Below are 13,729 nucleotides of genomic sequence, written 5' to 3'. Positions count from 1 at the left end.
GGGCCGGACAGGACGGCACCGACAAGTCGAGCGAAGCTGGTGGTGTGGACGACAGCGGCGCACTGCGCGCGGAAGGCTCCCGGCGGCGGCCCGTACCGGGCGGTTCGGGGTGGAGCCGGGAGCTGCCGCCCACGGTTGGCGTGGAGGAGGAGTACTTCCTCGTGGACGCCGACACCCGGGTCGTGGTGCCCGCCGGCCCGCGGCTGGCCACCCGGGCCGCTGGTGTGCTGGGGGAGCTGGTGTCCGGTGAGTTCACGGACCTCCAGGTCGAAGTGCGGACGCCGCCGTGCGCCACGATGGACGCCCTGTCCGCCGAACTGGTCCGGCTGCGCCGCGAGCTGGCCCGGTGCGCGGCGGCCGGGAACCTGCGGGTGTGCCCCAGCGCAACGCCGGTGATCGGCGGCGGCGCGGTGCCGGTTGGCGATCACCCCCGGTACCGCGACGGCGTGAAGCTCTTCCGGACGCTGATGGACGACTTCGCGCTCTGCGCGCTGCACGTCCACGTGTTCCTGCCCGACCGGGAGGTGGCGGCCCTGGTCGGCAACCATCTGCGACCGTGGCTGCCGCTGCTGGTGGAAATGAGCGCCAATTCGCCCTTCCACTCCGGCCGGGACACCGAGTACGCGAGCTGGCGCTCGGTGCTGCGCCTGCGTTTTCCCGGCCTCGGACCGCCGCCCAGGGTCGAGTCCTTCGAGGACTACCGGCGCTTCGCCACGGCCATGGCGGAGGTCGGGGGGATGTCCTTCGCCGACCTGCCGTTCTGGGACACCCGCCCGCACCCGAACCTGCCGACCCTGGAAGTGCGGTGCATGGATGTTCCGGCGGAGGCGGTCGACTCCGTGGCCCTGGCGGCGGTGGTCCGCGGGCTGGTGCTGACCTCCGCCCGCCTCGCGGAGCGAGGTGACACAGGCCCCCGGCTGAGCGGCGAGCTGTTGCGAAGCGCTTACTGGTACGCCACTCGCGACGGCTGGCCGGGCCCGGGGGCGGACGCGCTGACCGGACGGACGTCGCCCGCCCCGGACCGCGCGCTGGGACTGGTGGAGCACATCGGTGCCGTGCTGGAGGAACTGGGAGACCTGGAACGGGTCACCGACTTCGTGGACCGACTGGCCACCCGGGGCAGCGGCGCCCACCGCCAGCGCACCGTCCACCGCGCGGGCGGGCTGCACGCGGTCGTGGACGACCTGGCGAGCTGCATGATCCCCCCGGACACCGCTCCGTCGGGCTCATCCGCATGGCAGACCTCACTGCGCCGCGGTCACCACGGGCATGTCAGCTTGGAGAGAGCCGGCAGGGAGCCGCTGGGGGACGGGCCCGTGCCGCCGGCCGTCCGCGAACGCTTGGAGTATCCGATGGACGCCACCCCGAAGCCGCACGCCCACCCGACGGAACGAGGCGGGCGGGTGCGCCGCGACGGCTACGCCCGCCTGACCGCCGCCGACCTCGGCATCGACACGGTGACCCTGGCCGAGGACTTCGCCCGACTCGCGGACGCCTACCGGGACCTGCCTCCGGACCCGTACGCGCGAGGGACCAACCGGCTCCGCCGCTACTCGCACGCCGTCTACCTGCCCTGGACCGGTGCGCTGTCCTACATCCCCGGCGCCCCCGACGACGAGTTCGGCTCCGTCACCGAGTACTGGCAGGACGAGCACAACCCCGAGTACCCCCGGGTGCGTCGCCGGCTACCCGACATCCCGCCCTCCCTGCACGACAACCGGATGCTCGACGCCCTCATCCGGGCCGACCTCGACCACGCCCTGTGGCTGGAGGATCTGCACCGCGTGCCCGTCTACATCGGCGTCCACCTGATCGCGCTCGGCGTCCGCAGCCAGCACCAGGTAGCCGTCTCCTCACCGAACTGCCTCCACCAGGACGGTGGTTCACCGGCCACCTTCACCTTCGCCCACCTCATCGGCCGCCAGAACATCACGGGCGGCGAGAACGTCATCGCCACCCCGGAAAGCGCCGGCCGGCAGCCGGACGCGCTGCCCGCCGACGCCATCCACGCCAGTTTCGTGCTGACCGACCCACTGGACGGGTACGGCGTCCACGACCGCCGCGTCAGCCACTACGTCGGTCCGGTCCGCCTCGGCGACGATGGGGAGGACGGCCGACGAGACATCCTCATCGTCGGCATCGCGCCCTACACGCCCGGCCTGTGAACGGAGCCCGGGGACGTGGGGCGGAGGTCGCCGTGGCGGTGAGCGGTGACGGCTCCCTCGATGGCCGCTGCCAACCGGGCCGGGGTCCGGTTGACGGCGGCGGCTGCCGGGAACCGCAGCGCCGGCCCGGGACGGCAACAGGAGGCGGAGAACCGTTGCCCTCGTCCGGCGGCTTCGACGGCGTCAGCGTCGCTCTGGGACCCGAAGACGAGCCCGGCCGGTTCGTCGCCGCCCCCACCGGGAGGAAGTGACAGGTCATGCGCACAGCCGTCGCCGTGCCGGCAGGAGGAGTTCGACTCGGAGGCCGACTGGTCGTGCCCCCGGGAGCACGGGCCATCGTGCTGTTCGCCCACGGCAGCGGCAGCAGCCGGCACAGCCCGCGCAACCAGTTCGTCGCCGACGCTCTGAACCGGGCCGGGCTGGCCACGCTGCTCTTCGACCTTCTCACCGAGGAAGAGGAGACCGACCGGGCGAACGTCTTCGACACCGCCATGCTCGCCCGCCGCCTAACCGACGCCACCCACTGGCTCCTCGACCGGGACGAGACGCGCGGCCTCGACGTGGGGTACTTCGGCGCCAGCAGCGGAGCCGGCGCCGCACTCTGGGCGGCGGCCGAACCCGACTCCCCGGCCCGGGCGGTCGTGTCCCGCGGCGGACGGCCCGACCTCGCCGGCCCCCGTCTGCCCGCAGTCACGGCGCCCACGCTACTCATCGTCGGCGGCGAGGACCCCCGGATCCTCGAACTCAACCGGGACGCCGGGGAACGGCTGCGCTGCGAGAACCGGCTCGCCGTCATCCCCGGCGCCACTCACCTGTTCGAGGAGCCCGGAGCGTTGGAGGAGGTCGCCGATCTGGCCACCGACTGGTTCACCGGCCACCTGCCGGGCAGCGCGGCGCAGACTCGACTATGAAGGCTCCCCACGCACCGACGGGCCCGACCCCGGCCCCGGGAAGAGGAGGAGGTGGGTCGCGATGACCAGCATCACCCGCCGCATCGCCGCCTTGTTCAGGATCAAGGTCGGCAAGGCGCTGGACCGCGCCGAGGACCCTCGGGAGGTGCTCGACTACTCCTACGAGAAGCAGCTGGACCTGGTCCAGAAGGTGCGGCGCGGCCTGGCGGACGTGGCGACCAGCCGCAAACGCGTCGAACTGCAGATCACCCAACTCGACCAGTCCTCCGCCAAGCTGGAGGGGCAGGCGCAGCAGGCCCTCGCGGTCGGACGGGAGGATCTCGCCCGCGAGGCGCTGAGCCGGCGGGCGGCCGTGACCTCCCAGATCACCGACCTGCGGGGGCAGGAGACCTCGCTCCAGGCCGAGGAGGAGAAACTCACGCTGGCCTCGCAGCGGCTGCAGGCGCAGGTGGACGCGTTCCGTACCCGCAAGGAGACCGTCAAGGCGAGTTACACCGCGGCCGAGGCTCAGACCCGCATCGGGGAGGCCGTCACCGGCGTCTCCGAGGAGATGGGCGACATCGGTACGGCGATGCAGCGGGCCCAGGACAAGACCGAGCAGCTGCAGGCCCGCGCCGGGGCGCTGGACGAGCTGATGGCCTCCGGCGCGCTGGAGGACGCGACCCTGCCCGCCGGGCGCGACGACATCCAGGACCAGCTCGATGCCGCCGCCGAAGGCCACGACGTCGAGGCGGACCTGGCCCGGATGAAAGCAGAGCTGACCGCGGCCACCCCCACGCCGACCCTGGATCCCGGCAAGCCCGCGACCCCGCCTGAGCGGGAGGCCGAGTCATGAACGGTTGGGTTCCCCGCGAAGGCCGGTACCCCCTCACCGAGGACGATCTCGACAAGGTCAGCGAGGTCAACGCCGGCCGGCCAAGCGCCGCCGACGCCGACGCACACACTGAGGATGCCTCCGCCGAAGCCTTGCCGGTCCTGCCGGACGCCGTGCGCGGCCTCGATGCCCCGCTGTCCGCACGGAACCCCGCGCCCCCGGAACCGGTACCACCCGACAGCGACATGAGCCTCGCGCAAGTCCGCGCGCTGCTCACCGACGAGCGCCCGACCCCGAGGTGATGGCGATGCGAAGCCGATTCGAGCCCGACCGGCAGCTGACCGCCCGCATGCTGGCCACCCTCTTCCTCCTCGGCCTGCTCTACGTGGCGTTCATCGCCGTGCTGATCGCGCTGCTCAAGTCCTGGGTCCTGGTCGTGGTCATCGCCGCAGGGCTGCTCGCGGTCCAGTACTGGTTCTCCGACCGGATCGCCTTGTTCGCCATGCACGGCCAGGTGGTCACCCCAGCGGAGGAGCCACGCCTGCACGGCGTCATCGACCGGCTGTGCGCCACCGCCGACATGCCCAAACCACAGGTCGCCGTCTCACCCGTCGACCTGCCCAACGCCTTCGCCACCGGCCGCAACGCCGACCATGCCGTCGTGTGCGTCACCACTGGCCTGCTGCGCCGCCTGGACGCCCCGGAGCTGGAGGGCGTCATCGCCCACGAGCTGTCCCACGTCGCGCACCGCGACGTCGCGGTGATCACGGTCGCCTCGTTCCTCGGGGTGTTGGCCGGACTACTGGTCCGCTTCGCCTTCTATTCCGAACTGTTCGGCGGACGCAGCCGCAACGACCAGAACACCGCCATCCTCCTCACCCTCATCATGGCGGTCTCCGCCATCGTCTACGTGATCAGCTTCCTGCTGATCAGGGCGCTGTCCCGGTACCGGGAGCTTGCCGCCGACCGCTCCGCCGCGATGCTGACGGGACGGCCCTCCGCGCTTGCCTCCGCCCTGACCAAGGTCAGCGGTACCATCGCCCGCATCCCCACCGAAGACCTCCGCACCGCGCAATCCTTCAACGCCTTCCTCTTCGCACCCGCCCTCGGCGACGGCGCCAGCCTGGCCAGCCTGCTCTCCACGCACCCGAGCCTGGAGCGCCGCCTCGAGCAGCTCGCCAAGATCTCCCTGGAGCTGGGCGGGCCGGCCTGAGCCCGGAACCGGAACCCGCCTCGCGCCCCGCCGACGGGAACGCCGGTGCCCCGCTCCCCCGGGCGTACGGAAGGGCTCGCGGGCTGACGGAGACGGCAAGGCTCCCCGCACGTGGACCGTGCGGGGAGCCCGCTCGTGCGCGGTGGTCAGGCCGGGCGGATGTGCTCCGCCTGCGGACCCTTCTGGCCCTGCACGACGTCGAAGGTCACCTTCTGGCCCTCCAGGAGTTCGCGGAAGCCCTGGGCGTCGATGTTCGAGTAGTGAGCGAACACGTCGGGCCCGCCGCCGTCCTGCTCGATGAAGCCGAAGCCCTTCTCGGCGTTGAACCACTTCACAGTGCCAGTAGCCATGCGATTCTCCTTCGAGGGAACTGATCGGGCCCCACGAGTGCGGGACCGGAGGTGATCGCCTTGGCCCGGAGAATTGCCGAACAGCAAAAACGCCCACGACACATGACCGCGGGCGAGGACTTCGGAACCACGACTGCTTGGTAATGACGCTACACCGCAGCGAATCCCACGACCAGGGAGCCGCGAAGGACACGCGGCGCGGAGCCGTCGCGCCCGCACCCGCGCCTCGGCCGACGTCGCGCGTGCTCGCGCTGCGACGCCCGCGCGGGCCACGGCGGAGGCGAACAGCCAGGCGAATGGGCCGCCGGCCGCCCTGGACGTGGGCCGGGACTCTCCGCCGCGCACGTGCGGCAGAACCGCCACCGGCAGACGCTGGGAGAGGGGCCGACCGAAGGAGAGCGATGACCAGTGCCAACCCGTCGCGGGAACCGAGTGCGATGGTGCACATGACGATCACCGGTGCGCCGTACGTGGCGAACGTCGTCGCCGACACGGTGGGCCGGTCATTCAGGCTGATCGCCGTCCCGAGTCCCGGCGCGGCGAGGGACTACGTCTCAGCCGCCGAGCAGCCGGTCCGCACCCGATGGCAGGTGGACACGTCGGCGCCGATCGAAGACGCCGCCGCACAGCAGGATGCCGCCGCGGACACGGATGCCGATCCGGTGAAAGTGGAGCTCGGCGGTAGAGCCGATGCCGTGGTCAAGGTCGCGGCGCTCATCCGCAGCCGTTTCCGTGCCGGTCCGCCGGCGGGGATCTCACAGGCGTTCGAAGTGTGGCCGGAGAGTCCGCCGCGCGCCGCGGGCCAGGCCTGACCGCGGCTCAGGAGTGGAGCCTCAGGTCGACCGAGCGCCCGGTCCGCCGCCGGACCACCAGGATCGCGATGCCGACCGCCAGCCAGCAGGCGCCGCCGATCTGCGCGTGCGGGCTCGCCTTCCAGAGCACGTAGCCGATGATCAGGAAACCCAGCAGCGGAACCACCAGATGCATGCCGTAGGTGCGTTGCCGCCGGCGGATCAGGAACCAGCTCGCCACCGAGACGTGCAGCAGCAGGAAGGAGAACAGCGCGCCGAAGTTGACCAGCGAGGACAGCAGCGCGACCTGGCCGACCAGGGCCAGCCCGAGGATCAGGCTGATCCCGGCGACCAGGAAGACGGCCCGCTCGGGCACCTGGCCCTTGGGGTTGACGTGGGCCAGGAAGCGCGGCAGGAACCCGTCCCTGGCCATCGAGAAGAGCAGCCGGGAGGTCGCGGCCTGGGCGACCAGGGCGTTGGCCACCGCCGCGGCGAGTGCGCTGGTGACGGCGACGACGTTCTTGAGCCAGACCCCGCCGGCGATGCCGGCGACGTCGTAGAAGGCGGTGTTCTCCGCGGCCTGGCCGGGCAGGCCGGTGCGGCCGGGCAGCAGCAGCGCGGCCAGGTAGGACTGGACGACGAAGAGGGCCGCCACGATGCACAGCGAGAGCAGGGTCGCCCGGCCGACGACCCGCGCGCCGCCCCGGACCTCCTCCGCCAGCGTGGAGATGGCGTCGAAGCCGAGGAAGGACAGCGCCGCCACGGACAGCGCCGAGAAGACCACCGAGACGGAGAAGACCCGCGGGTCGTACAGCGGGTCCAGGGTCCAGTGCGCCCCGCCCACCCCGCGGGCGATGGCGGAGACGCTCAGCCCGACGAACAGGGCCAGCACGATCAGTTCGGCCAGCAGGAAGAGCTTGTTCATCAGGGCCGTGGTTCGGATGCCGAGCAGGTTCACGACGGTGTTGAACACCACGAAGACAACGATCCACAACCACTGCGGCACGCCGCCGACCACCGACTGCAGGGCGACCGCGCCCGTCACGTAGAGCAGCGTCGGCACGAGCAGGTAGTCCAGCAGGATCGCCCACCCCGCCAGGAACCCGGCTTCCGGGCGCAACCCGCGCGCGGCGTAGGCGTAGACCGAGCCGGCGATCGGGAACTCCCGGGACATCTCGCGGTAGCCAAGAGCAGTGAAGAGCATGGCGACCAGGCCCACGAGGTAGGTCAGTGCCACCATGCCCTTGGAGAGCTCGAAGACCACTCCGAAGATCGCGAACGGGGCGATCGGGACCATGAAGACCATGCCGTAGACCAGCAGGTCGCGCAGGTGCAGGGTGCGGCGCAGCTGCTTCCGGTAGCCGAACCGGGCGAGCGGGTCCTCGTCGACCGGTAGTCCGGCGGTCCTGCCGTGCTGGTCCGGCATGGGTCTCCGTCCCGCGCTGTGGTCGGTATCTGACTACTGGTCATTGTGCGTCCTGTGCTCGGGAGATGCCGACGGACACGTGGGTGGCACGGCCGACTCCGGGGCAGCCGGTCCGTCGCCCGGAGCTTGCCCGCTGGGAGCGGACCGACGTCCGGCGGCTGGTCGGCGGCTGCGCAGGCGTGGGACCAGGCGCACGGCGGTGTCGGGGACGGCTTCGATGCCGTCCCAGCGGGAGCGGGAATCCCCCTGGCCGAGCAGCCACCGGACCGCGCCGATCACCGTAGGGCCGGTCGGGATGGGGCGACCGGCCAAGCCGGGTCTCGGACGCATGACGCCGATGCGAGGGTCGCGTCGATGTTCCGGAGAACTGTGCGTGAGCGCAGCGAACTCACCATCGTGGGGTGCGCGTTGCGCTCGCGCATAACGAGCGAAGCGAGGCGGGTCGTATGAGCGCCGAGTACCTCGCAGGTCTCATCGTCGCCGTCGCCCTCGTCGGGCCGGGCCCGACCGGTCCGCCCGTCACACGGACGGGTGGACCGGTCGGCTCGCTCGCCCGTGCGGCAGGCGTCACCCCCGGCCCGCGTCGGGCGCTCGGCGGATGCGGGAGTTGCGGCGCGCCTCGCGGAAGACGCGGCGGTAGAAGGTCGGGTAGCCGCGCTCGACGTGGACGGCGAAACGTCGGACGTCCTCGTGGCGCTCCGGAAGCCGGTTGATCGGGACGGTCATGGCGGCGTGGTGCTCGACGTGCAGGTTGTTGCCGTTGGTGTACCAGGTGCTGAACCAAGTCCCGCGGATGGAGCGGGTGTTGCGCAGTACGTCGGTGGAGTCCGAGTCACACAGGAGGTGCTCCGGCAGTTCCACCAGGAAGTGCAGCGGCAGCCCGATCAGGAGCGGCAGCAGCCAGAGCCGCAGCACCAAACCGCCGAGGCCCAGCGCGAAGCCGCCGCCGGCGGCGAGGACGAGCAGGCCCATGAAGCGGTACTCGTTCCGGATGTCACGGCTGAGGCGGTGCGATATCTGTCCCATGTCGTAGGTCCAGTTGCCCCGGACGCAGCGGATGATGCTGTGGAGCACTGCCGCCATCCGCCCGAGGTCGAACAGCCCCCGGCAGAGTCCGCCCACCGTGATCGGCCGACGCGTGTCGAAACCGAAGAACTCCGAGTCGCGCGGGGTGCCCAGGTAGCGGTGGTGCTGGAGGTGCCGGACCCGGTAGTGGCTGTAACTCACCAGCAGCGCCAACCCCAGGGGTACCCCGACCGCTCGGTGCACCCCGGGCCGCCGGAAGGCCGAGTGGTGCAGGCACTGGTGCTGAAGCTCCAGCAGGTGGGTGTAGGTCGCGCCCAGCAGCACCACACCCGTCGCGGCCACGAGCAGGTTCGACCGGAGCGCCAGGAGTGCGCCACCGGCCACCAGCACGACTGCCAGCAGGAGTTTCAGCACGAACACGGCCTCGTCCCGCCTGGAGACCCGTGCCCTCAGGAACAGCCGACCCGGCCGCGCGGTCACCGAGCCGGCGGGCATGGGGCGGGTCATCGTCCCGGCACCGCGGCGGCCCCGGCGACAGGCTCGACCCGGAAGCGGAGTTGGTCGAAGACCTGGTCGAGCCGGAGCACGGCCTGCTCCGGTGTGGGGGCGGTGACGACCACCTGGGCCAGCCGGGAGTCGACGTCGCCGTCCGGCGGGGGCGCGACCAGGGTACCCATCGGCTGCTCCCAGATCAGGCGGTCGAGCCAGGGCTCCGCGCGGAGCCCGTCGGGCGCGGACTGCTCCACCACGTGCCCGGTGATCGGGGGGTAGAGGAAGCGGACCGCGGCGCTCCGCCGGTAGCGGGCCCGCACATCGGGGCGCTGCCCGCGCGCGATCGAGGCGGCTGCCTGCACCAGGTCTATCCCGGTGGCCAGCAGGACGGCGTAGCCGATCATGTCTCCGGCCACCCGGGCGTTGACCTCGACGATCTTCGGGCCGTCCGCCGTCAGCTTCAGTTCCACGTGGCTGACGTTGTCGTCCACTCCGAGCGCGCGGAGCGCGGCGACAGCCACCAGGGCCGCCGGTTCGTCGGACAGGTCGCCGTCCTGCGGCTCCACCAGATGGCCGAGCTCCTCGAAGTACGGGGGCAGGCCCACGGACTTCCGGGTCAACGCCACCGCCCGGGTCTCCCCCCGGTAGCTGACGCACTCGACGCTGACCTCGGGACCGACGAGCAGTTCCTCGACGAGCACCGGGCGGCTGCCGTCGGCCGCGACGGCGGTGGAGCGGGCCGCGAACTCGTGCGCCCGGGCCAGGCCCTCCGGCCCGTCGACCCGGATCACACCGCGGCTGCCGGCGCTGGAGGTCGGCTTCACCACCACCGGAAAGCCGATCTCCAGCGCGGCGGCCCGCACCTCCGCCGGGGTGGCGGCGCGCACCGATCTGGCCGAGGGGACGCCGGCCGCGGCCAGGACGCCGCGGGTCAGGCCCTTGTCCCGGCAGGCTTGTGCCACCTCGGGGCGGATGCCGGGCAGACCCAGCTCGGCCGCCGCCCGGGCGGCGGCCGGCACGGCGAACTCCCCCCAGGTCACCACACCGTCGAAGTGGTGCCGGCCGGACAACTCCCTTGCCGTGGCGGCTACCTGGTCGACGGCGTCGAGTGGCGCCACGGCATGGTCGACGAGGTACTTCGCCTGCCAGGTGGCCGGGGAACGGTCGATCATCGTGATCGTGTGGTTCTCGGCGAGGCCGGCCAGGGCGTACTCCCGGTAGAGGGGGTCGCCGCTGCCGACGACGAGAAGGTGCGGAGGGTCGAACACTGTGGGCTCCCTGCGGGATTGCGACGAGTGGGTGTCGGCCGGCCGGTCTTCCGCCTAGGCGAAGGTCACCATTGCGGCCAGGGCTTGCCGGCGGGCCACCGCCTCGGCGTGGGTGTCGGCCGTGAACATCGCGAAGCCGAGACGACAGCGGAAGTCACCGAAGGGCTCGATCAGGTCACCGGGGCGTGCCCGCAGCACTGCCTCGCGCACGAACCCGGCTCCCCGGACCTGCTCCATCCCGTACACGGAGCTGATGACGCCGGTACCCGGCGCGGTGAAGTGGTGCACGCCGGCGTACTTGGCGACGGGCGCACCGGCCACGGCGGCCGACGGCACGTCACCTCCCGTGTAGGCGGCCAGCATGATCCGCGGCAGCGAGACCCCGGTCACCCACTCGGTGAGCACGGTGACCCGCCCCCCGGGCAGGCGCGCGCCGATCTCCACCAGCACCGGCTCGCCGTCGACCAGTCGCAGTTCGCAGTGGAACGGTCCGAGGTGCACGTCCAGGGCGCGGCACACCGCGTCCACGTAGGACTCGACCCGCTCCCTGGTCGGCCGGTCCAGCTCCGCCTGGGAGACGTGACCGACCTCCAGGAAGTGCGGCTCCGGACTGAGGATCTTTTCGGTGACGGAGACAACGACCGCACGGCCCCGGTGGACGTATCCCTCGACGCTGATCTCCGGCCCGGGCACGTACTCCTCCAGGAGCACCCTGCCGTCCAGGTGACCGCCCACGTCGTCGGGGCGGGTGTCGCTCAGCAAGGCGCGGTACGCCCGTTCGAGCTGAACCGGGTCGTCGACACGGGTCACGTGGATGCTGCCGGCGGAGGCAGCGGGCTTGAGCACCGCCGGAAAGCCCACCGCCGAGGCCGCGGCCGCGAGCGTCTCGGCGTCCGCCGCCTCGCGGTAGCGCGGGACGCGCAGCCCGGCCCGCGCCACGCTGCCCCGCATCAGGGCCTTGTCGCGCAGCGCGGCGGCGCTTTCGGCCGGCAATCCGGGCAGCCCGAGCCGATCCGCCAGCCGCGCCGTGGTGGCGACGTAGAACTCGTCCCCGGGCAGCACGCCGACGAACGGGGTCCGGGCGTGCAGTCGGGCCATGAGGTCGCCGAGCCTCAGCTCGTCGTTGCAGTCCACCTGGACGAGCGTGCCGACGCGCTCCCGCACCGGGTCCGGCAGCCGCCGGTCGCCTTCGTCGTAGGTGGCCACGACGGGGTGCAGACCCGCGGCGCGGGCCTCGTGGATCAGCCCGTGCGCGGAGGAGGTGGGCTCGATGATGAGCACGGGCGGGGCCGTGGAAGCCGGGGAACCGGGCATCTTATCGCTCCGTAGCTGGTCGGTGGGGGTTGGATGGGCCGGCGGTTCAGCCCAGGTAGGTGGCACCGTCGGTGTGCCGGTCCGGCTCCGGCCGCAGCGAGCGTGCGACGGCGCGCAACGTCCAGGGGGTGGTGAAGTGGTAGGACTGCAGGCCGATGAGCCTGCGGCGACGCAGCGCCTCGACGACCGCGGGGGCCCTCAGCAGGCGTCCGCCGGCGGCGACGTAGCTCAGCGCCAGGTTCTCGACGTCCAGTCCGTGCGTCTCCCGGATCGCGGCGCACAGCTCGTGCTCCGCCTCCGTCCCCGGTGGCAGCACCGGCGCGGCCTCCCGGGGAGACCAGCCGGCCCGGTCGGCGCCGGCCGGCCACCAGGGGACGCCGTCGAGCCGCAACGGGAGGTAGCACTGCGGCACGGCCACGTCCAGGTGGAGGCGGAGCTGTGACAGCAGGTGCTCATGGATGTCGAACAGGTCGGCGCCGACCTCCAGCGCCAGGTGGGCCCGCAGCTGCCCCGACTCGCACCGCGCCTCGGCCGCTCGCACTCCCGGGGCGGACTCCAGTACCCGGCGGACCGCGTCGGGATTCACCCATGTGTCGCCCAGCAGAACGGAGTTCGGGGGCATCGCGAAGTCCGGCGGAAGCAGTGCGTCGGCCGAGTGGACCGGCGCGGACGGTCGCTCGGCCATCAGCCGGATCAATTCGGGCAGGAGGTCCGCAAAGGTGTGGATCGTCCCGGCGGACAGCATCCGGACATCCGTGTCGACGTCCAGGACGACCTCGTCCTCCTTCACGTACACGTACACCACGACGCACCACGGCCGACCGAGCTCGTCCCACTCGTCCTCGCGCGCGGTGACCACGGCTTGCCTGCGCGGCCCGGCGACCGGTCCGTCGGCCCGTGGGTGCCCTTGGAAGTTGAAGTACACCGGTACGACGAAACCCACCCCGCGCGCCGCGGCGGTCCGGGCCCGGTGTTCCGGCGGAACCGGGCCGGCCAGCAGGTCGCGCTGGTAGGCGTGCAGCGTCTCGGAGTTGACCGCGCGCAGGGCCTCGGCGAAGCTCAGCGAGTCGTCGATCTCCACCGGGATGTCCATCGGCCGGACCTGGCACTCGATGCCGTCGTCCCGGCCGACGCGGCCCGAGACGTAGTTGGCGAACAGCGCCCGCGGGTGGCCGGAGTAGCGGTTCAGCAGCCAGGCGATGGCGAACATGAAGACCATCGATCGGGAGGCCGCGGTCCGCTCGCACAGCTCGTCCACCCATGGGAGCAGGTCCCGGTAGGTGGTGGAGGAGAGCAGGTAGCGTGGTCCGGTGGTCGCCCTGCCGTGCCCCGGCGCGGGTATCTGCGGGCTGCGGGCCGCATGGTCTTCCGGGGCGACGGCGGCCGGGGGCCGCGCCGGCGAAGCCTCACGGTCCAGCGGCTGGACCACCCGCACCGGGACGTCCCGGCCGCGGCAGTGGTCGAGGAACTGCTGCCGCCAGTTCTGCAGGCCGCTGCCGTCGCTGATGATGTGGTCGAAGACCAGGTCGACACCGCTGACCAGACCGTCCGCGACGAGCAACCGGACCGACCAGAGCGGGCGGGCGAAGGCGGCACCGACGGTGAGCGGCCCGGCCGCCTCCGCCGACCGGCCCGGTTCCGCCGTTGCCGCGTCGGCCACCGAGACCGGCGGGCGGAAGCCGTCGGCGTCGAGGACCACCTGGATCGGCTCGCTGTCCGGGCCGATCAGGAAGACGGTGCGGAGGATCTCGTGCCGGGCCGCCAGCTTGGCCCAGGCGTCGAGGGCGGTGGCGACCTCCACCCCTCCGGGAACCGCCCAACTCTTCTGCCAGGCAGGGAAGTACTCCCCCTGCCCGCGCCAGTATGAGCGCAGCCACATCCGCCGCTGAGCGAGCGTCAGTGGACCGCCGCGCACTATGCTTGCCATGTCCTGACCCTTGAGTCTCTCTCGTCTGCTCT

Annotated in this window: 11 protein-coding genes and 1 pseudogene; 6 read left to right on the top strand and 6 right to left on the bottom strand. The window is 72.1% G+C overall.

The window, feature by feature from the left end:
* Positions 1–44: 44 nt before the first annotated feature.
* The 5 genes and pseudogenes from LN042_RS02865 (at position 45) to htpX (ending at position 5,103) form a co-directional block, all read left to right on the top strand.
* Positions 45–2,165: a YbdK family carboxylate-amine ligase gene (locus LN042_RS02865; RefSeq protein WP_230048152.1), complete on the top strand. Its 2,121-nt coding sequence runs from the start codon at positions 45–47 to the stop codon at positions 2,163–2,165.
* Between the two features lie 269 nt (positions 2,166–2,434).
* Positions 2,435–3,076 (top strand): annotated as a pseudogene (locus tag LN042_RS02860) (dienelactone hydrolase family protein); the annotation flags it as partial.
* Between the two features lie 61 nt (positions 3,077–3,137).
* Positions 3,138–3,911, top strand: coding sequence for a PspA/IM30 family protein (locus LN042_RS02855; protein ID WP_230048151.1), 774 nt, complete (start codon positions 3,138–3,140; stop codon positions 3,909–3,911).
* The gene (locus LN042_RS02850) at positions 3,908–4,192 is read left to right on the top strand and encodes a hypothetical protein (RefSeq protein WP_230048150.1); all 285 of its coding nucleotides are present in this window, start codon (positions 3,908–3,910) and stop codon (positions 4,190–4,192) included. Before LN042_RS02855 ends, LN042_RS02850 begins: the two co-directional genes overlap by 4 nt.
* Before the next feature lie 5 nt (positions 4,193–4,197).
* A complete protein-coding gene (gene htpX / locus LN042_RS02845; RefSeq protein WP_230048149.1) occupies positions 4,198–5,103 on the top strand; it encodes a zinc metalloprotease HtpX in 906 nt (301 codons plus the stop codon).
* 146 nt (positions 5,104–5,249) lie between these two features.
* Here the strand turns inward: htpX and LN042_RS02840 are convergent, their stop codons facing one another.
* Complete coding sequence (locus tag LN042_RS02840) at positions 5,250–5,453, bottom strand: cold-shock protein (RefSeq protein ID WP_230048148.1); 204 nt, start codon at positions 5,451–5,453, stop codon at positions 5,250–5,252.
* 401 nt (positions 5,454–5,854) lie between these two features.
* Between LN042_RS02840 and LN042_RS02835 the strand changes: the two genes are divergently transcribed.
* The gene (locus LN042_RS02835; protein WP_230048147.1) at positions 5,855–6,265 is read left to right on the top strand and encodes a hypothetical protein; all 411 of its coding nucleotides are present in this window, start codon (positions 5,855–5,857) and stop codon (positions 6,263–6,265) included.
* 7 nt (positions 6,266–6,272) lie between these two features.
* Here LN042_RS02835 and LN042_RS02830 read toward each other — a convergent pair whose 3' ends face one another.
* The 5 genes from LN042_RS02830 to LN042_RS02810 all read right to left on the bottom strand — a co-directional run bounded on the left by LN042_RS02830 (position 6,273) and on the right by LN042_RS02810 (position 13,697).
* The gene (locus LN042_RS02830) at positions 6,273–7,670 is read right to left on the bottom strand and encodes an APC family permease (protein ID WP_230048146.1); all 1,398 of its coding nucleotides are present in this window, start codon (positions 7,668–7,670) and stop codon (positions 6,273–6,275) included.
* A 567-nt stretch (positions 7,671–8,237) separates the two neighbouring features.
* On the bottom strand, positions 8,238–9,203 hold the full coding sequence (locus LN042_RS02825) for a fatty acid desaturase family protein (protein ID WP_230048145.1): 966 nt from the start codon (positions 9,201–9,203) through the stop codon (positions 8,238–8,240).
* Positions 9,200–10,456, bottom strand: a complete 1,257-nt coding sequence (locus LN042_RS02820) for an ATP-grasp domain-containing protein (protein WP_230048144.1) — start codon at positions 10,454–10,456, stop codon at positions 9,200–9,202. Before LN042_RS02820 ends, LN042_RS02825 begins: the two co-directional genes overlap by 4 nt.
* Before the next feature lie 54 nt (positions 10,457–10,510).
* The gene (locus LN042_RS02815; RefSeq protein ID WP_230048143.1) at positions 10,511–11,770 is read right to left on the bottom strand and encodes an ATP-grasp domain-containing protein; all 1,260 of its coding nucleotides are present in this window, start codon (positions 11,768–11,770) and stop codon (positions 10,511–10,513) included.
* 46 nt (positions 11,771–11,816) lie between these two features.
* Positions 11,817–13,697 carry a condensation domain-containing protein gene (locus LN042_RS02810; RefSeq protein WP_230048142.1) on the bottom strand — a complete coding sequence of 627 codons (1,881 nt, stop codon included), beginning with the start codon at positions 13,695–13,697 and terminating at the stop codon, positions 11,817–11,819.
* Positions 13,698–13,729 lie beyond the last annotated feature (32 nt).

This window comes from Kitasatospora humi, from assembly GCF_020907985.1.
Taxonomy (GTDB): Bacteria; Actinomycetota; Actinomycetes; order Streptomycetales; family Streptomycetaceae; genus Kitasatospora; species Kitasatospora humi.
Note: the sequence above shows the minus strand (reverse complement) of the source record. Positions and strands in the feature narration are given on the sequence as shown.